General features: G+C 37.0%; 14 protein-coding genes and 1 pseudogene. 9 read left to right on the forward strand and 6 right to left on the reverse strand.

Annotated elements, in window-relative coordinates; genetic code table 11:
- The first annotated feature begins 131 nt into the window (after window positions 1–131).
- The 4 genes and pseudogenes from SJ312_RS03900 (at window position 132) to SJ312_RS03920 (ending at window position 5,051) form a co-directional block, all read left to right on the forward strand.
- The gene (locus SJ312_RS03900) at window positions 132–752 is read left to right on the forward strand and encodes a fimbrial protein (RefSeq protein ID WP_036957782.1); all 621 of its coding nucleotides are present in this window, start codon (window positions 132–134) and stop codon (window positions 750–752) included.
- A gap of 119 nt (window positions 753–871) precedes the next feature.
- Window positions 872–1,573 (forward strand): molecular chaperone, encoded by a 702-nt coding sequence (locus SJ312_RS03905; protein WP_004254911.1) that lies wholly within the window; start codon window positions 872–874, stop codon window positions 1,571–1,573.
- Window positions 1,574–1,582: 9 nt separating this feature from the next.
- Window positions 1,583–4,065, forward strand: a pseudogene (locus SJ312_RS03915) (fimbria/pilus outer membrane usher protein).
- Window positions 4,056–5,051, forward strand: a complete 996-nt coding sequence (locus SJ312_RS03920) for a fimbrial protein (RefSeq protein ID WP_004254884.1) — start codon at window positions 4,056–4,058, stop codon at window positions 5,049–5,051. The pseudogene SJ312_RS03915 and the gene SJ312_RS03920 overlap by 10 nt, the downstream one beginning before the upstream one ends.
- Window positions 5,052–5,242: 191 nt before the next feature.
- Here SJ312_RS03920 and SJ312_RS03925 read toward each other — a convergent pair whose 3' ends face one another.
- Window positions 5,243–5,554, reverse strand: coding sequence for a helix-turn-helix domain-containing protein (locus SJ312_RS03925; RefSeq protein WP_004254881.1), 312 nt, complete (start codon window positions 5,552–5,554; stop codon window positions 5,243–5,245).
- 687 nt (window positions 5,555–6,241) lie between these two features.
- On the opposite strand from SJ312_RS03925, the gene grxB reads away from it, so the two are divergent.
- The gene (gene grxB, locus SJ312_RS03930) at window positions 6,242–6,880 is read left to right on the forward strand and encodes a glutaredoxin 2 (RefSeq protein ID WP_198633393.1); all 639 of its coding nucleotides are present in this window, start codon (window positions 6,242–6,244) and stop codon (window positions 6,878–6,880) included.
- Window positions 6,881–6,957: 77 nt separating this feature from the next.
- Here the strand turns inward: grxB and SJ312_RS03935 are convergent, their stop codons facing one another.
- Both SJ312_RS03935 and SJ312_RS03940 read right to left on the reverse strand, forming a co-directional pair.
- Window positions 6,958–7,395, reverse strand: coding sequence for an META domain-containing protein (locus SJ312_RS03935; protein WP_094963074.1), 438 nt, complete (start codon window positions 7,393–7,395; stop codon window positions 6,958–6,960).
- A 14-nt stretch (window positions 7,396–7,409) separates the two neighbouring features.
- Window positions 7,410–8,408, reverse strand: coding sequence for a 2-hydroxyacid dehydrogenase (locus SJ312_RS03940; protein WP_094963091.1), 999 nt, complete (start codon window positions 8,406–8,408; stop codon window positions 7,410–7,412).
- A 234-nt stretch (window positions 8,409–8,642) separates the two neighbouring features.
- On the opposite strand from SJ312_RS03940, the gene SJ312_RS03945 reads away from it, so the two are divergent.
- The 3 genes from SJ312_RS03945 to SJ312_RS03955 are packed head-to-tail and all read left to right on the forward strand — an operon-like array spanning window position 8,643 to window position 11,790.
- On the forward strand, window positions 8,643–11,240 hold the full coding sequence (locus tag SJ312_RS03945; protein ID WP_286180575.1) for a YdbH family protein: 2,598 nt from the start codon (window positions 8,643–8,645) through the stop codon (window positions 11,238–11,240).
- An 11-nt stretch (window positions 11,241–11,251) separates the two neighbouring features.
- Window positions 11,252–11,464 carry a YnbE family lipoprotein gene (locus SJ312_RS03950; RefSeq protein WP_050763751.1) on the forward strand — a complete coding sequence of 71 codons (213 nt, stop codon included), beginning with the start codon at window positions 11,252–11,254 and terminating at the stop codon, window positions 11,462–11,464.
- Window positions 11,461–11,790 (forward strand): YdbL family protein, encoded by a 330-nt coding sequence (locus tag SJ312_RS03955; RefSeq protein WP_153673452.1) that lies wholly within the window; start codon window positions 11,461–11,463, stop codon window positions 11,788–11,790. Before SJ312_RS03950 ends, SJ312_RS03955 begins: the two co-directional genes overlap by 4 nt.
- Before the next feature lie 79 nt (window positions 11,791–11,869).
- Here SJ312_RS03955 and SJ312_RS03960 read toward each other — a convergent pair whose 3' ends face one another.
- Complete coding sequence (locus SJ312_RS03960) at window positions 11,870–12,469, reverse strand: FMN-dependent NADH-azoreductase (protein WP_140172448.1); 600 nt, start codon at window positions 12,467–12,469, stop codon at window positions 11,870–11,872.
- A gap of 215 nt (window positions 12,470–12,684) precedes the next feature.
- Here SJ312_RS03960 and hrpA point away from each other — a divergent pair, with 215 nt between their 5' ends.
- The gene (hrpA, locus tag SJ312_RS03965) at window positions 12,685–16,584 is read left to right on the forward strand and encodes an ATP-dependent RNA helicase HrpA (protein ID WP_319866993.1); all 3,900 of its coding nucleotides are present in this window, start codon (window positions 12,685–12,687) and stop codon (window positions 16,582–16,584) included.
- A 278-nt stretch (window positions 16,585–16,862) separates the two neighbouring features.
- On the opposite strand, the gene SJ312_RS03970 is transcribed toward hrpA, so the two are convergent.
- A complete protein-coding gene (locus tag SJ312_RS03970; RefSeq protein ID WP_413776498.1) occupies window positions 16,863–18,203 on the reverse strand; it encodes a basic amino acid/polyamine antiporter in 1,341 nt (446 codons plus the stop codon).
- Window positions 18,204–18,555: 352 nt separating this feature from the next.
- Entirely contained in the window at window positions 18,556–19,506 is a 951-nt protein-coding gene (gene ydgH / locus SJ312_RS03975; RefSeq protein WP_004254841.1) for a DUF1471 family protein YdgH, read from the reverse strand.
- Window positions 19,507–19,669 lie beyond the last annotated feature (163 nt).

Raw genomic sequence — 19,669 nt, forward strand, 5'->3', positions numbered from 1 at the left:
AAACGTAAGCCGTAAGTCATACTCCATGTATGATTAGGCTTTTGTTTGTATTTTTTACCTAACAATAAAACAAAAACTTAATCAGTTCTTTTTAATGTAAAAAATAATTACCCTCATATTAGGAAATGAAAATGAAGAAAGTACTACTGACTGCAGTTGCAACAACTATTATTGGGTTATCAACAGCTAACGCTGCAAGCACCAACGTTGGTGGCGGCCAAGTTAACTTTCACGGTAAAGTAACGGATGTTTCTTGTACTGTTTCTGTTGATGGACAAGGTAGTGATGCTAGTGTTTACTTAGCACCAGTATCATTAACAGAAGTACGTGACGGTGGTGCAGATGCATTGTTAAAACCGAAATCTTTTGTTATTGACGTAACAAACTGTGTTGCAGCAGATGTTAAAGATGTTGCTAATGACTCCGCTATTGATAAAACATTATTAAACGTTAACTGGACTGGTGGTAACTTACTGCAAGGTGCATCAGGTAATTCAGAAGGCTACTTAGCAAATACTGAAACTACAGGCGCTAAAAATATTCAATTAGCACTTTCAACTGATGATAGCTCTGACTTGTCAGGTAAAATTATTCCTGGCAATCCATCTCAGAAAAAAGTTAAAGGTGATTTGACTAAAGTTGAAAATGGGGCTCGTTTCCAATATTACGTTGGTTACGCAACTTCTACACCTAAAGATGTAACAACAGGTGAAGTTAAAAGTTATGCAACTTATGAAATCACTTACCAATAATGACTTAATAAGCTAATTTCTTATTAGTTTTAGTTACGTAAGTAATCTTTAAATATTAACTTAATCAGCTTTACTATGATAAGCGGTAGGTATACTGCCGCTTTTATTTTGAGGATCAAATGAAAGCAATAGTATTTATCTTCTGCTTCATTTTCAGTACGCATTCATTTGCTAATAATATTATCGTTAATGGTACACGGTTTATTTATCCTGGAAATGAAAAAGAAATTACCGTGCAATTAAATAACACTGCCGACCGTCCTGCAATTGCACAGGCGTGGCTTGATACAGGTGATGCGTCAGAAACACCGGATACGATAAAAACACCATTTCAGATTACACCGCCAATCTCTCGTGTAGAAGCTAAAGGTGGACAAACTTTACGAATTAAATTAATGGATAAAGGAAGCATTCCTCAGGATCGCGAAAGCTTATGGTGGTTGAATATATTAGATATTCCCCCTATGGCTAAAGCTAAAGAAGGCGATAGTCAGAATGTATTGCAATTAGCGATCCGCTCTAGATTTAAATTCTTTTATCGGCCAACAGGCCTGAGTAGCCGTGAATTAGCGCCAGAGCAACTTGTTATAAAAGCAAATGGGAAGAGTATTATTATAGATAATCCGACACCTTATTATATTACTATTACAAAAATTTCAACGGATGGTAAATCTGGGTTGAATGAAAAAACAATTTTATTAGAACCGAAATCTCAAATGATAGTTGAATTAAAACAAGTCGTAAGGTCAGGAAGTCATATCGTAATTAATAATATTAATGATTATGGTTCAGATATTTCGGTGAAAACCACCGTTAAATAGGAATATATAATGAAACAGCGAGAGTTAATAAATAAATATAGCAATACGCTCTCTGTGACTTGCTTTGTCACTGCATGCATAGTGCCTACGTTTTATGCTTGGGGTGAAGAAGATACAACCTATGAATTTAATAGTGGTTTTATTATAGGTAGTAAAGAAGATGTTGATTTAACACGTTTCAATTCTTCAGGGATTAGTCCCGGAAAATATTCAGTTGACGTATATACAAATAACAATTGGAAGGGACGCTACGACCTTAATTTTGAAGAGAGAAAAGTGGTCAATTAGTAGTCTGTTATACACCACAAATGCTATCTGATTTTGGTATTAATATTGAAAAACTAAACCCTACAGTTAGTAAAGATAGTAATGCTTGTTTACCATTAAAAGACTGGAATGACCAAAAAGACGTCGTTGATACATTTCATTCTTCTACATTGCGTTTAGATATTTCTGTTCCGCAAATATATGAACAGAGAATTTCCCGTGGTTATGTTTCTCCCCAATTTTGGGAAACGGGAATTCCTGCACTAAATATCGGTTATATGGCTAACTATTATGATAACCATACTAGTGGTTCAAAAGGAACTAATAACGCCAGTGCTTATTTGGGGCTGAATGCTGGTTTAAGCTTTGATGGATGGTTGCTTAAACATATTGGAAATCTTAACTGGCAACGTCACGATGGAACGAATTGGAATAGTAATCAAACATATCTGCAGAAACCAATAACCGAACTAAAGTCAAAAGCGACAGCAGGACAGTTTTATACAGATGGTGATCTCTTTGACAGTATTAGTTTACGAGGCGCAAAAATAGCAACAGATGACAATATGTATCCTGATGGAATGTCAACATACGCGCCTGAGATTAGGGGAATAGCACAAAGTAATGCTTTAGTAACGGTAACGCAAAATAATTCTATTATTTATCAAACAACTGTTGCGCCAGGACCTTTCAGCTTAACGGATGTCTATCCATCAGGTTACGGAAATGATTTAGTTGTAACGGTAAAAGAAGCTGATGGAAGTGAAAGCAGCTTTAGCGTGCCATATTCTTCATTAGCACAGTTATTACGTCCTGGTTTTACACGTTATCAAGTTTCTGGTGGTAAAGCGGATGCTGATGGATTGAGACATCGTCCATTTATTATGCAGGGTACTATTCAGCATGGCTTAAATAATACATTTACGCTATATGGCGGCGTCACTGCATTTGATGATTATCAAGCCTACTTAGTAGGTACCGGTGTTAACACAGGGTTTGGTGCAATTGCTGTAGATTTAACTCAGTCGAGAACGGCATTCAAATATAAAACAGAAAATGGGCAAAGCTACCGTTTAACTTTTAGTCGTTTATTTACTCAAACTGATACTAACTTAGTGCTAGCTGCTTATAGGTATTCAACGAAGGATTACTATAACGTCAGCAATGCATTATATGCGATAGATAATGATAAGCGTGGTGTAGAGAATACTTTAGGACGTGAGAAAAATGGTTTCAGCTATACAGTAAATCAAAATCTTCCTGATGGTTACGGTGGGATTTATTTTACGGGACGTATTTCTAATTATTGGGATAAGTCGGGGACAGAAAAGCAATATCAATTAAGTTATAACAATAACTTTAACCGTCTTTCTTATGGTGTCGCATTTATGAGAGTTTATGCAGATAATACGAATAATAAGAAAGATGATCGTATTAATATAAACTTTAGTTACCCACTGTATTTTGGCGAAAGTCAGAGTGCAACACTGACCTCAAATACGACATTCAATAATGAAAAATTTGGTTCTAGCCAAATCGGTGCGAGTGGTGCATTCGATAGGGATAATAATTGGACTTATGGCGTAAATACCTCTGTTGCAAACGGTGGACAGAAGAATATTGGTTTGAACACAGGTTACCGTACACCATTTGTTAATACGAATGCGAATTATAGCCAAGGTCAGGGATATCGTCAGTTCGGTCTTGGTGCAAATGGTTCGGTTATTGTGCATTCTGAGGGCGTAACATTAACACCGAATACTTCAACAACGATAGCTCTGATCGAAGCGAAAGGAGCGGAAGGCGCATCAATCATGGGTGCACCTGGAACTCGTATCGATGGAAATGGTTATGCTGTTGCTCCTTATGTTAGGGCTTATCGTATTAATAATGTAGAAATTGATCCGAAAGGAAGTCCTGAAGATATTGTTTTTGAAAATACGGCCACACAAGTCGTTCCTTATGAAGGAAGCATCGTTAAGGTTAAATTTAGTACTAAGGTCGAAAAAAATATTGCATTTAATGTTGTAAGACCTGGAAATAAACCATTGCCATTTGGGGCTAACGTTACTGATATAAATGGTGAGTCTATAGGTATCGTTGGTCAAGGTGGAACCGTATTTATTAGTAGTGAAACTGCAAAAGTTGCAATTATAAAATGGGATAATGGGCAGTGTTCATTTTCTTTAGAAGCTAGCAATAGTAAGGAAAGTTTATGTCAATAACGAAACAAATTCGTATGTATATCGGAGTTGGTGTATTTCTTACCGCTAGTTACGTTTCTGCGTATTGTGATAGAACCTCAACTCGGACATATGTATTAAATATGCAGATGGGGAGAGTTGTGGTAGACCCTAACTTAAAGGTTGGGGATACCATTGCGGAGCAAACTTGGGATATGCGGGAAAACTCAAGTGCAATATATGCGTATTGTACAAGAAATACACCGATAACGGCTTCGGTTACTATGCCAAGTTTAGTTCCAGTAGGAAATAAGGTTTACCAAACAAACGTTCCTGGAATTGGCATGAAATTTCACCGTGAAGGTGCAGTGAGAATGACGTATCCGGATACATTTTATGCTCCTAGCTCAAGTAATTATTATCTTGCGGGATCAAAGTTTATTTTGACTTTAGTGAAAACCGCTCCTGTTACAGGCTCAGGAACTATAGCCAGTGGTCTTTATACATCTTATGGGTACATTCCAAATAATAACCCATTTTTGGTCACGAAATTAGATGCTGAAGCGATAACAATAGTTTCTCCGTCTTGCCAAATTGAGGGGGGAACCGAAAAAAATGTTTATCTTGATCCAATTAAACGTTCACAATTAAATGGTATTGGAACAACGGCAGGTGAAAAAGATTTTGATATTCGCTTAATATGCAGCGGTGGTGTCAGTATTTCTGGTTTTGCAAATGTTAATATGACTTTTAGTGGTGATATTCCAAAAAACATGAATAATCGACAAGGTGTTTTGGTTAATCAAAATAAATCCACCAGTGGAGCTGCGGGAGTTGGTATACAAGTTTTAGAGCGTAAGACTAATAAATCACTTATGTTTAATGAAAAATATAAAGTTGGAAATTTAGTTGACCGGCAAACAAAATATCTTGACTTAAATTATAAAGCTCGTTATTACCAGTATGAACGAACAATCTCTGCTGGAGAAGTGAATTCTAAAATGGTTTTCAATATTACCTATGATTAAAATATTATATATAAAATTTATTGCTAAAACCATTAGTTAATTTTATGAAATTTAAATGTATGGCTAATCTTCATATAGAGGATTAGCCTTTTTACTTTTATAGTTCTAAAGAAAGTGAAGTACAAATAACACGGGATAGAAATGTCTATGTTACTTGCATTTTATTTATATAAATTAATTTTTTATTTACATTAAAAGTTATCTTTAGAGGGGGCAATGACACTTTCAGCTGTATATATTAGCTCTTGGTTGAGTTCATTAGATGGTTCATTTTTATTTGATTTTGAATTGCTTACATAACCTTGGAAAAACCATTCAATAGGGCAATTTAATGCTTCAGCAATATCCACTAAATGATTAATTGGAATTTTGTTAATACCATTTTCATAACGAGATATTTGCTGTTGACTTAAATTTAATTTATCAGCTAAATTCGCACCTGATAGACCGAGCTCTTTTCTCCGGTTTTTTATTTTTATACCAATTATAGTATGAATGTCCATATGACATCCTCAATTTATATGAAAAGTTGTTATTTAATGCACTTAATTCAAATTACGTTTCATAGTATATTAAAAAATAAATAGATTTAAAAGTTTTAATGAACATAATTATGATGAAAATCGCTATTTTTAGTTTGGTTATTTGCAATAAGATAGCATTACTTTTAATGTGGTTATTGTTGTTGAATAAGTAAAAATATCTATCGTTACTATTTTTCATAGCGAAAAATATAAATTTTAAATTTCCTTTATAGTTATTTTGTTTTATTTTTCTTTAAAATCAAATTATTGCATCCTTGTTGTTGTGATAAAATTATCAGGAAGCAAAGTTAATATATCGTTACGGCATGTTAACTTTTTGTTTTTTACTTAATTTTTACTTAAAGTATTTAGTTATTAAAATTAAAGATAGAAAATAAATCAATGATATTTATGACATATTAATTTAATTGATATTAACTCAATGCTTAAATCATCTTAAATGATTACTCTGTTAATGGAACTTCTTCATCAGACATAATATGCCACGACCTAGATTTTATTATTGAGGTATTGTGCACTTTATTATATATATTTTTCCTCGCGCTAAACAAATTTTTACAAGCGTGATAAGGCATAAATGTGGGTACTCAAGTATACTGTATAAAACCTATTGGCACTTTCATTACCAAATTAGTGAGGTCCACAATGAAATTGTATATTTATGACCACTGCCCATTTTGTGTTAGAGCTAGAATGATTTTTGGTTTAAAAAAGTTAGCAGTAGAGCAAATCGTTTTATTCGATGATGACATAGAAACGCCAACAAAAATGATAGGTCGAAAAATGTTACCTATCTTACAAAAAGACGATGGAAGTTATTTACCTGAAAGCTTAGATATTGTTCATTATGTAGATAGCATTAATGAACCTAAATATGCAGGAGGAAACATAACCCCTGAAGTAGAGGCTTGGTCTAAAGCGGTTTCTGCTGTGGTATATAAGCTTGTGACACCACGTTTTACACAAACTGATTTCCCTGAAATTAGTACAGCAGAAGCGAGGGCGGCATATATCGCTAGAACATCAAAATCTTATGGTGACTTAAACGAGTTTAAAAAAGAAACTTATACGTTGCTAGTTGAATTAGAGCCCCAATTGTCTTTATTAGATGCGTGGTTAGAAACACGTGGTGAACACATTGATATTAATGATTTTATTATTTTTCCAACCTTACGTAGTTTGAGCATAGTTGAGCACTTATCGTTTAGCACAAATATTCGGGATTATATGGAGCGAATTGCAAAAACCTCGAATATTAACTTGCTATTTGAACAGGCGAAATAGCCTATTTGGCTGCCAGTTCAGTGGGTTATGGCAAACGTATACCGCCTCTAAAAGAGGCGGTTGTACAGGATAATTCATTAATGGACGTAGTCACGTAGTGTATAAACTAATTTGTAATGACCTTGAATTAATACTAGCTGGTTGTTGTTTAATGAAATAACTGCGCCATCAGACAGTACTCGATTTATCATTGAATCCCATTTAGATAAATCTTCATCAACACATTCGAGTTCAGTTTTACTTAAGTTTTTTACGGTGATTTTTGCGTTTTTGATATTGCCAAATCCGTTAAAATCATTACACATTGATGCAGAAACAAACATTTTCTCGCCAAAAGCAAGGGAAGGTACAGTTTGCTTGCTACTAATCGTCTTACCATTCACTTCAGTTAAAATAAAACGATGATGCATCAACTTATTTTCAAGTGCTTGGTCATCATTACGCGCATTGACTTGATGAGTTTGGCATGCTGCTAGCAATAAACCCAAAATAGTAAGTGGAATTAGGCGTTTCATAGTTCCCGATCCAACTATGCGTTAACAATATTAGGGCAAGTTTCCCCATGACTAATTTGACGGATATTATTAAGCGTAGTTTGACTGATACTTGTTAATGCTTCTTCCGTTAAAAACGCTTGATGCCCGGTAAATAACACATTGTGACAAGAAGAAAGCCGACGAAAAACATCATCTTGAATTACATCATTAGATTTATCTTCGAAAAATAAATCACGTTCATTTTCATATACATCCATACCTAAAGCGCCAATTTTCTGTAATTTTAGTGCATTGATTGCTGCAACAGAATCGACTAACGCGCCTCGGCTTGTATTGATGATCATGACCCCATTTTTCATCTTTTTGAATGCATTTTCATCGAGTAGGTGATGATTCTCAGGTGTTAATGGGCAATGAAGGGAAATAATATCTGATTGTTCATATAAAGTATCCAAGTCAACGTATTCAGCGCCCATATCTAAAACAGCTTGGTTCGGGTATGGGTCGTGTGCGAGTAGGCGCATTCCAAATCCCTTTAAAATACGTAGCGTCGCTTGGCCAATTTTTCCGGTACCAATAATTCCAGCAGTGCGGTTATGCATATTAAAACCTGTTAATCCTTCGAGAGAAAAATTTGCATCTCGAGTACGTTGGTATGCTCGGTGGATCCTACGGTTAAGGCAGAGCATCATACCAACAGTATGTTCGGCAACGGCTTCAGGAGAATAAGCAGGAACACGGACAACTTGAATACCTAATTCTTTAGCAGCTTGTAAATCAACATTGTTAAAACCAGCGCAACGTAAAGCTAAAATTCGAATATTGAGTGCGGCAAGTTCTTCTAAAACAGCACGATTAGCTTCATCGTTAACGAAAATACAGATAGCATCTGCACCAACAGCATTTTTAGCTGTCTGAACGGTCAATGGAAAATCAAAATATTCAATACTAAAATTAAATCCAGAATTTTGATTAACTTGTTCCATGTGCTTGCGGTCATACTGTTTGGTACTATAAGAAACAATTTTCATCATGAAGACTCCAATTTTTAGGAACCAATTAGAAAAGAGTAGGTAAAAAGGTGTACCTACAAAATATAAACTCAGAATAAGACAATTAAGTTTGTAAATCACCTATAAATTAAGAAAATAGGTATCTGTTTACGATTGAATGTGGTTTATCTTTGTTAGTATCGTGTTTAATGAGGAAATTTTGTTGAAATTTATCACTTGCGCTATAGAACAATTCAAACAAGGGATGTAGTAATGCAGTTAATGAAAAGAGCATTCAGAATATTACTCTGCTTTTTGGGTGGAAGCATTGCTCTCTTAATACTTTTATGGATAACGATATCCCATTGGGCTCCAGTTGTTGCATCACACTATCTTCCTAAGCCATTTAAACTGTCGTTTTCAGAACCAAGAATTAGTCATGGCCAGTTGGATATAGCAAATATCAGTATAACAGCAAATAATTGCACATTAGTTCAGTTGAATAGCACAAGACTTTCTATCTTTCCCTTGCACGCTATTGTGGATGACCTTGATGTTAAAACTGAATGTTTGAGTGCTCTTGAGCCAACGAATGAAATGGATAATGAACCGATTAATATTGCAGAACTTATCGATAATATTCCGGTTTTTTCATTAGTTATCAATAATACCAACATACAGCCATGGAGTGATTACCAAGGCAGTATTTGGTTGCGTAAAAATCAGGTTAACCCTCTAGAGTTTGATTTTAGGGGCGACAATTTAAGGTTGTCATCTTTAATTAATACGGAACACCAATTAGTCATTCAAAATTTTTTAGCATTTCTACCAGAACAAAAGCAAACAATAGAATTATTTGGTGATGTGCAGCTCCCCTTAATGGCAAATCAGCTTCCAGAAAAAGGGGAGTTGAATGCTTATTTTAAGTTAATCAACCCAGAAAAATTCTTACAAGCTAAATTCAGTTGGTTGAATGACCAAGGTGTCTTTAGCGTCATGGATACAGACACAAAGGAAGAATTGCTTTATTTACCATGGTCACTATCGCCTTCTCGAATACAAATAGCGCAAGGTAAGTGGCAATGGAAAGAAGCAGATATCCCTTTACAAGGCGGTATCAGCTTTCAAGTTGATAACTGGGATAATACATTAAGTGAAATGGTATTTTCTGGGCGTATTAATATGCTCACACAAGCAAAGAAAGGGAAAGCCAATATTGTCTTAGCTGTGCCATCTACTCAGATAAATTTACTCAATGCTGATATTAATTTTAGGTTACATGGCCAAGTTAAATATGATGATATGGTGCTGGATATTAATTTGCCTGCAAAGGTTTCAGGCCAGTTAGCTGCCCCCAAAATTTCTTTTTTATCCAGTTCATTATTAAGAGCTTATGGCCGTCTTTCGGAAACACTGGTTCTTAATGAAGCTAGATTACCACTTGCAGGAACATCGTTAGGTGAAGAGGGTATTTCAGGACGTTTACAAGCTATTCTAAAAATTAAAGAGCAATATTGGGGGAGTTTTGATATTCATTTGGATGGCAAAGCTAATAAATTTACCTTAGATAAGGGAAAATGGTTTTGGAATTATTGGGGAAATGCCAATTTGCCCTCATTATCAGCTAATTGGGATATTAAGGGTAATGGGAGTTGGCAGGACACTTTAATCACATTAAATAGCTTAAATACAGGGTTTGACCAAATACAATATGGGCTTTTATCGATGAGGGCTCCACGTTTACAGCTAAGTAACCCATTGATTTGGCAACGTGATCAGAATAAAGCCAGTTTTAATGGAAAATTACAGCTTACCAGTGAACGGATGCAATTCGGCACTGAAAGTTATCTGCCAAGGATCACATTAAACGCAGATCTTAGGGGAAAATCTCCTGCTGAGTTTCAACTTAAAGGAGATTTAAGTACTAAAGATGTCGGGCCAATAGTCATCTTTGGGCGCTGGGACGGTGAAAGATTAAGAGGGGAAGCTCGTTGGCCTGAACAGTCGGTCACAGCTTTTCAAACGTTAATTCCTGCTGACCTTGGAATTGAATTAAAACAAGGCAAATTATTTTCTCAAGCCGCTTTTTCAATAACACCGGAAGAGGGTTTTATTGCTGGAGGACATTGGCGTGTCGAGAATACTAGCCTTTGGTTAAAAGATGGCGAATTATCAGGATTAGATTTTGTTTTACCGTGGCGTTTAAAACAAAGTACCTGGACTTTGGGGGGAAAAGCACCCGTTGAGTTGCGTATTAAACAGCTCAATAATTTATTCGAATTAACTGACATTAAAGCCGATCTCTCTGGCTCTTATCCGCCAACGGAAAATTCGCCATTAAAACTGACTAATGTAGGCTTTAAAACATTAGGAGGTGAAATATCGATGGATTTACTGCGCTGGCCACAAACTCAAGCCTCTACGATAAAATTAAAGCAGATTGAACTTAGCCAGTTATTTACCATACTAAAAGTGTCGCAATTTGCTGTCTCCGGTAAAGTTAATGGCGAATTACCTTTTTATTTAAATAATCCGGAATGGATAGTTAAAGATGGATGGTTAGAAAATAGTGGGCCATTAACGTTACGGTTAGATACCCAATTTGTTGATTCTATCCGAGAGGATAATATATCTGCGGGTTCGGCCATGGGTTGGTTACAATATTTGGAAATAAAACGCAGCCGTACAGATGTTAATGTCACAAACTTAGGGCTGTTAAAGATGACAACAATCCTTGAAGGGTATAACACGCAAGAAAAGAAAAAACGCGAAGTTCATTTGCATTATCAACATGAAGAAAATATCTTTCAATTATGGCGTAGTTTACGATTTGGTAGCTCTTTAGAAGAGTGGTTGGAAAAAAATTTATAATGAGCATAAGAATGAACGTGAAAATATTAAAATTCACTACAGCTATATCGATTGTGTTGTTGTTATCAGCTTGTTTGCGAGTTGAGGTCGCAACACCGGATAAACCCATCAATATTAATATGAATGTAAAAATTGAACATGAAATCCAAATAAAAGCGGATAGGCAAGTAGAAGAATTATTGAAAGAAAATAGTGATTTGTTCGGTGAGGTAAACCCAAAATGAATCGAATAATCAAAGTATTTGCCCTGTGTTCGTTATTGACTACCTTTCAGGCTATAGCAATAACGGTTGATGAGGCCAAAGAAACAGGTCTATTAGGGGAAACGTTATCGGGGTATTTAGCTCCAATTAATACGAGTAATCCAGAGGCTACTAAACTAGCGGCACAAATTAACCAAGAACGGGAAAAAAGATACAGCGAAATTGCTGCAAAAAATAATCTAAAAACAAATGATGTCGCAAGGATAGCAGGACAAAAACTTGTAGAACGGGCTAATCCTGGGGAGTTTGTGCGCGGAATTAATGGTCAATGGTTACAAAAGAAATAAAAAGCGCACTCAGAAAGTGCGCAAGATATAGCAATAGTAGCTTTGGGTTTTAACAATACCATGCTTAAAAGGATATATTTTAAGCAATAATGGTATTTATATGGCTTTGTGCTTGTTGATGTGCTCGTTCGACTGACTCTTGGCCTAACGACGTGCCTTCAGCAAAAACGAACTCAACGTCGGTAATACCAATGAAATTTAGAAATAGTGTTAAATAAGGCACCATGGTATCTGTTGGTGTGTCTTTATAAATACCGCCTCGACTCGTTAATACATATGCGCGCTTGTCTTTTAATAAGCCAACAGAACCTTGTTCTGTATATTTAAACGTGTGCCCTGAGCGAGCGATAAAGTCGAAATAGTGTTTTAAATGAGAAGAAATCGTAAAGTTATACATCGGAGCTGCAATAACAATCACATCGTGAGCTTTAATTTCCTCAATCAATGCATTTGACAGGTCCAAATGTGCTTGTTGTTGTTCTGTTTTCGTGTCACTTGGACCAAAAGCTGCTAAAATTTCACCGTCAATCGCTGGAATTGGCTCTTTGACTAAATCTCGTACAGTTACTGTATCTGCTGAGTGTTTTTCCTGCCATTGTTGAATAAAGTAATCTGCCATTTTATTGCTTTGTGAATAGTCAGCCAGAATACTTGATTTCAATAGTAATACTTTACTCATGTGTTCCTCTATTTTTTAGGTAAAACTTTATTGGTAATAATACGTGATGTGTAACTGATTGATAGGAAAAATATTAGATAGCTTTCTTCAAAAAAATTGATGGTATTTTTATGTGATAACAACAATTAAAAATAAAAGCGAAATTTAGCCCTCACAAATTGCGAAGCTGATTGGCTATCGTGTATTGAAATTTATTAAAGATAAGGATTCAACAGGTGAAATCCATACTGACAGCATTAACCGCTGATATTGGACAAACTTCATTACGTGACCAATGGTTACTGAAAAAAAGAGTGCAAGGTATTGCAAAGATCCAGAACGAAAAATCGCGCTCTGCGGTACTTGATGCTATCAAAATAGATATTGAAAAGGCAAAGCAAAAGGTTGAAATTAAACGATTAAATGCGCCTAAAATTGTGTATCCGGATAATTTACCGGTCAGCCAGAAGAAAGATGTCATTTTAGATGCCATTAAAAATCATCAAGTTGTTATTATTGCTGGTGAAACTGGGTCAGGTAAAACAACGCAAATCCCCAAAATTTGCCTTGAACTTGGCAGAGGGGTTCTAGGGTTTATTGGTCACACTCAACCAAGACGTTTAGCCGCGCGCTCAGTTGCGTCACGTTTAGCTCAAGAACTTGAATGTGAATTAGGTACAAATGTTGGTTATAAAGTACGCTTTAGTGACCAAGTGAGTGAAACGACTCAAGTCAAATTGATGACTGATGGTATCTTGCTTGCAGAACTACAAAATGACAAATTGCTGCTGCAATATGACACTATTATTATCGATGAGGCTCACGAAAGAAGCCTGAATATCGACTTTATTTTAGGTTATTTACGTCAATTATTACCAAAACGTCCTGATTTAAAAGTTATTATTACATCAGCAACCATTGACCCTGAGCGTTTTTCGAAGCACTTTAGTCATGCCCCAATTGTTGAAGTGTCTGGGCGTACCTATCCTGTTGAAGTTCGTTATCGTCCTATCATGGGAGACCAGAACGATAGTGACCGTGACCAAATTGATGGGATAATTGATGCGGTAAATGAACTATCGGTTGAAGGTAATGGCGATATATTGATTTTTATGAGTGGTGAGCGGGAAATTCGTGATACCGCCGATGCGTTATCAAAACTTTCTTTACGCCACACTGAAATCTTACCTCTTTTCGCAAGGCTCTCGAATAGTGAGCAAAATCGTATCTTCCATCCTCATGGGGGACGGCGGATCATTCTTGCAACAAACGTAGCAGAAACATCATTAACTGTACCGGGTATAAAATATGTCATTGATACCGGTTATGCACGAATCAGTCGTTATAGTTACCGTACCAAAGTACAACGTCTTCCTGTTGAAGCCATTTCTCAAGCTTCAGCTAACCAACGTAAGGGGCGCTGTGGCCGTGTTTCTGACGGGATTTGTATTCGTTTATACACAGAAGATGACTTCTTATCACGCCCAGAGTTCACGGACCCTGAAATTTTACGGACGAATTTAGCGTCAGTTATATTACAAATGACTTCTATTGGTCTTGGTGATATTTCTGCATTTCCATTTGTGGAGGCTCCAGATAAACGTAATATCCAAGATGGTGTGAAATTACTGGAGGAGCTAGGTGCCATTAAGTCCCATAAACAGGCGGATAAAGGGTATCAACTAACGGATATAGGCAGGCAGTTAGCCCAGCTTCCTGTTGACCCAAGACTTGCTCGTATGGTGATTGAAGCACGTAAACACGGGGCAGTACGTGAAACAATGGTGATTGTTTCTGCATTATCAATTCAAGACCCTAGGGAGAGACCGTTAGACAAACAGCAAGCTGCCGATGAAAAACATCGTCGTTTCCATGATAAGCAATCAGATTTCTTAGCTTTTTTAAATCTTTGGGATTACTTAAAAGAACAACAAACACAGCTTTCTAACGCTCAATTTAGAAAAATGTGTCGCCAAGATTTTCTTAATTATTTGCGTATTCGGGAATGGCAAGATTTGTATACCCAATTGAGGCAAGTGGTAAAAGAGCAAGGTTTTGCCATTAATAGTGCGGAGGCTGATTTTCGGAGCATTCACGTTTCGTTATTGGCTGGGCTGCTTTCACATATTGGACAAAAAGATGCAGATAAACACGAGTTTACTGGGGCTAGAAATGCACGTTTTACTATTTTTCCTGGGTCGGGTTTATTTAAAAAACCACCGAAATGGGCAATGGTTGCGGAACTTGTTGAAACGTCGAAATTATGGGGAAGAATTGCCGCATCAATCGATGTTGAGTGGGTTGAACCCTTAGCAGAACATTTAACTAAACATAGTTATAGTGAGCCTCATTGGTCTAAATCTGAAGGCGCGGTAATGGCGTCAGAAAAAGTGACTTTATATGGGCTACCCATTGTTGCATCAAGGCAGGTTAATTATGGGAATATTGACCCGTTATTATGCCGTGAATTATTTATTCGTCATGCATTGGTTGAAGGGGATTGGGTCACACGCCACGCATTCTTTAAAGAAAATCTGAAATTATTATCTGAAGTCGAAGATTTGGAGCATAAATCACGTCGGCGTGACATTTTAGTTGATGATGAAACGTTATTTGCATTTTATGACCAACGGATCCCGAATGATGTGATTTCCTCTCGTCATTTTGATAATTGGTGGAAAAAGGCATCTAAGCAACAATCTGACTTGTTAAGCTTTGAAAAAAGTATGCTGATCAAGGAGGATGCGAGTAATGTTTCGGCTCTTGATTACCCAAACTATTGGTATCAAGGGGATTTGAAATTTCGGTTGAGTTATCAATTTGAGCCAGGAACTGATGCAGATGGAGTGACTGTCCATGTACCACTTGCGATATTGAATCAGGTTCAGAATATTGGCTTTGATTGGCAAGTTCCGGGACTGCGTCATGAGTTAATCGTTGCTTTAATTAAATCATTACCTAAACCAATTAGGCGAAATTTTGTTCCTGCACCTAACTATGCTTCTGCATTTTTAGAACGAGTCCCTGAGCCTGAGGGGAGTGTATTGGATAAACTTGAACGTGAATTACGCCGTATGACAGGCGTCACTGTTGAACGTGAATCATGGCAATTAGAGCAACTTCCCGCTCATTTAAAAATGACATATCGTGTTGTAGGCGACAAAAATAAAACCGTTGCGGAAGGGCAAAATCTTGATGAGCTAAAAAATAGCCTAAAAGAAAAAGTGCAAGAAACGTTGTCTGAAGTTGTAGATGACGGTATTGAGCAACATGGGTTACATATTTGGAGTTTTGGTGAATTACCTCAACGCTATGAGCAAAAGAGAGGCGGATATTCCGTTAAAGCTTATCCTGCATTAGTCGATGAAAGAAATAGTGTTGGTATCAAGGTGTTTGAAACAGAATTAGAACAGCAGCAAGCAATGTGGGCTGGGGTGCGTCGATTATTACTGTTAAATATTCCATCGCCAATTAAGTATTTACATGAAAAACTACCCAATAAATCAAAATTGGGTTTGTACTTTAACCCCTATGGCAAGGTATTGGAGTTAATAGATGATTGTATTGCTTGTGGTGTCGACCAAATAATCTCTGATTTTGGTGGCGCGGTATGGAATGAAGAACAGTTTGAAAAACTGAAAGAGCTTGCACGGGCAGAATTAAATGATGTGGTTGTTAATATTGCTAAGCAAGTTGAACAAATATTAACGGCGGTGTTTGCAATCAATAAACGTCTAAAAGGGCGGGTTGATTTTTCGATGGCAATAGCGTTATCGGATATAAAAACACAAATGTCGAACTTAGTGTTTAAAGGTTTTGTGACTACTCATGGTTGGAAACGCTTACCTGATATTCTTCGTTATTTAAATGGAATAGAGCGGCGATTAGAAAAACTAGCTATTGATCCTAACCGAGATCGTGCACAACTGAGTAAAGTAGAGCATGTTCAGAATATGTGGCAGCAATGGTTAGTAAAATTATCTCCAGTTCAGAGAAATATGCCAGAAGTCCAAGAAATTCGCTGGATGATTGAAGAACTGAGAGTCAGTCTGTTTGCCCAGCAGCTTGGAACGCCATATCCAATTTCGGATAAGCGAATTATGCAGGCGATGGAACAGTTATCTCAACAACTGTAAGCCTTATTTTGACTAATTAGCGCTTCACGTATTCTGTATGTGAAGCGCTTTTCATTTTTAGTTGGCCTCAATCATTTAGTTACAACATGCTAGCGAATGATAAAAATATAAGCATCGAAGCTCATACAACAGAAATTTTAACCAGTAAAGGAGGGTGAAAATTGTGAAGGAAATTACGACTAGAAAATTATGGAGTGATTTAGTAATCAAAAAAACAGGATGTTGCAGTAAATGAAGGCTTAAATTTATGGGTTAAAATTAAGCCCTCGTTTCTAAAACTAGGCAACCAAATAATAGAGCGCAGGGATAGCGCCGATAGCAATGGCATATGCCATGATTTTTTCAATCGCTTTTAATGGCATTTGGCTGGTTTGCTGCTGGCGAGCATAGAAAAATACCAAAATACCAGGGGCATATAAAACGACGGATAATAGTAAATTGATTAACCCTGATGCATAAAGCAACCATAGACCATAAAGACTGGCAATAGCTCCAACGGCAAGTAATGCCTTATTATGACGTTCAAAAGCTACTTTTACTAAAAATGCACCGACAAGGAAATAGGGGACTAAAATCATTTCAGAGGCAATGGTAAGAAATGTATTGTAATTACTCCCACTAAGCCAAATAAGAATCAAAGATAGCTGTACTGCACCATTAGTGAGCCATAAAGAAGATGATGGAGCATCATTCTTATTTAATTTATTGAATATTTTAGGAAATGATTGGTATTGGGCTGCAATATAAGGTACTTCAGCGGCCATAATAGTCCAACTTAGGTAAGCTCCACAAACAGAAATAATTAGGCCCGCTGCAATAATAATATCACCACTCGAACCAATTAAACTTATCATGAGTGGGGCCATGGATGGATTTTTTATTTCTGCAAGTTCAGCTCTAGGCATAATACCTAAAGAAAGTAAGGTCACTAGAATATAGATAATTAAAGCAGAACTTACAGCGAAAATTGTTGCTAAGCCAACATCGCGGCGGTTTTTCGCTCGTGCAGAGACGACAACGGCACCTTCGATACCAATAAATACCCATAGTGTAATCAGCATGGTATCTTTGACTTGCTCCCAAACAGGAACGCCAAATTCGATACCACTGAAATCTGCATTGAAAATATCAAGTTTAAACGCAAAAAAAGCCAATACAATAAATAAGCCAAGAGGAACCAGTTTTGCCATTGTAGCAAGTTTATTAATCCCAGCGGCTGTTTGTACTCCACGAAGAACTAAATAGTGAACAAACCAGAGGAGTATTGATTCTCCGACTAGGGCTTGCCATGTATTCCCATCACCAAAAATAATGTTGTCAGGAGTATCAGTAAAAAAACTGATTGCTGCGAATACGATAACAAGATAAGACACATTCGCAACTACCGCACATAGCCAATAACCCCACGCCGAGCAAAAACCAATTAATTCCCCGAAGCCGACTTTGGCGTAAGTAAATATCCCACCGTCAAGGTCAGGTCGTATGCGAGAAAGCAACAATAAGGCAAATGCTAAAAAAAGGATGCCCACACCAGTAATTGACCAACCGATTATTAATGCGAGAGGGCTAGCCACTTCAGCCATATTTTGAGGGAGACTAAAAACACCGGCGCCAACCATTGAGCTAAGAACTAGCGCAGTTAGTGCGGTAAGACTCAAAGTATTTTTCAAAGTAAATCCTGAACGTTCAGAAATCAAAAGTTAAAATGACGTTAAAGTGCCATTACAATAATGAGTTTAACTAGTAGCCATTAAAAAAGCAGATAGAATGACTGCATGTTTTCAGAGTGTGGATTCTACGAACGAAATGACAGATATGCAATGGTAATGTATGCATTTTTTAAGATGTTTTATGCACTTTTTCAAAAGAGTGAGGATGAATAGAGTAAAGGACGAGATATAACCTAAAGTGAGAGTCTAAAAACAAAAAAACCAGCCGAGTAGGCTGGTTTTAACATCACATAAATTAGGACTATTTAAACAAGTCAGCACTGATAGTGACACTGCCACCATTAGATTGCCATTCTCTTGTAATATGAAAATATTTAGCCCCTTTCGCTTCCGCACGTTTTGCTATTTGGTAACGTACTTCAGGCGTATTGGTGTAATATCCAGAGAATGTAATAGAGTCAAATGGGACCATTTGTGCAGCTGCTGTTTTGTTGACCTCTTCGATAACATAACCACTTGGCAGAGTCACACTAGTACGACCCGGTTGACTGCTAGAGGTTTCAAAGAAGCGTCCGACTGCGGTTGTTGGTTCTTCAGAAGATGCAACACCAGGAATGCGAACTTTTTTAGCCGCTTCACCGCCCTCTGCTAATAGAGCACGACCAGCGTCAGAATCGGCAGGAACCACTGCGTCTTCATTAAGAACTTGTCGTTTCGGTGCATCTTTCTTATAGATATAAGCAGTTGCTAATGTATTTCCACCATCATTCATTGCGATATTACGAACCACATAGAACGAGGCAGCATTTTTCTCAAGTGCTTTTTTGGCGATAGCCTCATATAGGTCTGGTTGAGAAGGGTAAAAACCGCTTACAGTAACAGTATCAAAAGGCTCATATTCTGTTGCGTCAGTTTTTGACATTTCCTCAACACCACCGAATACACGACGTTTTGGTGTATCAACTTGTGGTGCGTCTTTTGCGTAGACATCAGCAACAACACGCATGTTGCCGCTATCACCTACATCATCAAGGCTTTGAATGTAAAAGGCATATGCCCCCATTTTATCAGCCCTACGGGAGACTGCATCGGATGCTTCATAAATAGCATTAAAGCGCCCGGTGACTGTTATACGCTCATAAGGTTTTAATTCAGTAGCCTGTTTTGGCGTCAATTCAACAGCCGCCTGAGTAGCAGTTATACTAGTTAATGATAACACCGCGGCTGCGATGACCGTAGTTTTCAGCTTCATACAAAATCCTTCCGCCTTGCGCAATTTATTATAAACATGCTGAATCTTAGTTGTATCACATGTACGTGATTATTACACGTAACGGAACCTGTTGTCTCATGATTTTATTTTTATGAGAAATAAATAATTATTGACTAGTTAAATTTACCAGATTTTTTAAAGT

The sequence above is a fragment of the Providencia sp. CIM-Carb-044 genome (assembly GCF_033901115.1).
GTDB classification, from domain to species: Bacteria; Pseudomonadota; Gammaproteobacteria; order Enterobacterales; family Enterobacteriaceae; genus Providencia; species Providencia hangzhouensis.

Excerpts from the sequence above, each read along its gene's own strand:
- SJ312_RS03925 (WP_004254881.1), bottom strand. The coding sequence starts at position 5,554 with ATGGACATTCATACTATAATTGGTATAAAAATAAAAAACCGGAGAAAA.
- SJ312_RS03945 (WP_286180575.1), top strand. The coding sequence starts at position 8,643 with ATGCAGTTAATGAAAAGAGCATTCAGAATATTACTCTGCTTTTTGGGT.
- SJ312_RS03900 (WP_036957782.1), top strand. The coding sequence starts at position 132 with ATGAAGAAAGTACTACTGACTGCAGTTGCAACAACTATTATTGGGTTA.
- SJ312_RS03920 (WP_004254884.1), top strand. The coding sequence starts at position 4,056 with ATGTCAATAACGAAACAAATTCGTATGTATATCGGAGTTGGTGTATTT.
- SJ312_RS03955 (WP_153673452.1), top strand. The coding sequence starts at position 11,461 with ATGAATCGAATAATCAAAGTATTTGCCCTGTGTTCGTTATTGACTACC.
- SJ312_RS03940 (WP_094963091.1), bottom strand. The coding sequence starts at position 8,408 with ATGAAAATTGTTTCTTATAGTACCAAACAGTATGACCGCAAGCACATG.
- ydgH (WP_004254841.1), bottom strand. The coding sequence starts at position 19,506 with ATGAAGCTGAAAACTACGGTCATCGCAGCCGCGGTGTTATCATTAACT.
- SJ312_RS03960 (WP_140172448.1), bottom strand. The coding sequence starts at position 12,469 with ATGAGTAAAGTATTACTATTGAAATCAAGTATTCTGGCTGACTATTCA.
- SJ312_RS03970 (WP_413776498.1), bottom strand. The coding sequence starts at position 18,203 with ATGGTTGGCGCCGGTGTTTTTAGTCTCCCTCAAAATATGGCTGAAGTG.
- SJ312_RS03905 (WP_004254911.1), top strand. The coding sequence starts at position 872 with ATGAAAGCAATAGTATTTATCTTCTGCTTCATTTTCAGTACGCATTCA.
- SJ312_RS03935 (WP_094963074.1), bottom strand. The coding sequence starts at position 7,395 with ATGAAACGCCTAATTCCACTTACTATTTTGGGTTTATTGCTAGCAGCA.
- grxB (WP_198633393.1), top strand. The coding sequence starts at position 6,242 with ATGAAATTGTATATTTATGACCACTGCCCATTTTGTGTTAGAGCTAGA.
- SJ312_RS03950 (WP_050763751.1), top strand. The coding sequence starts at position 11,252 with ATGAACGTGAAAATATTAAAATTCACTACAGCTATATCGATTGTGTTG.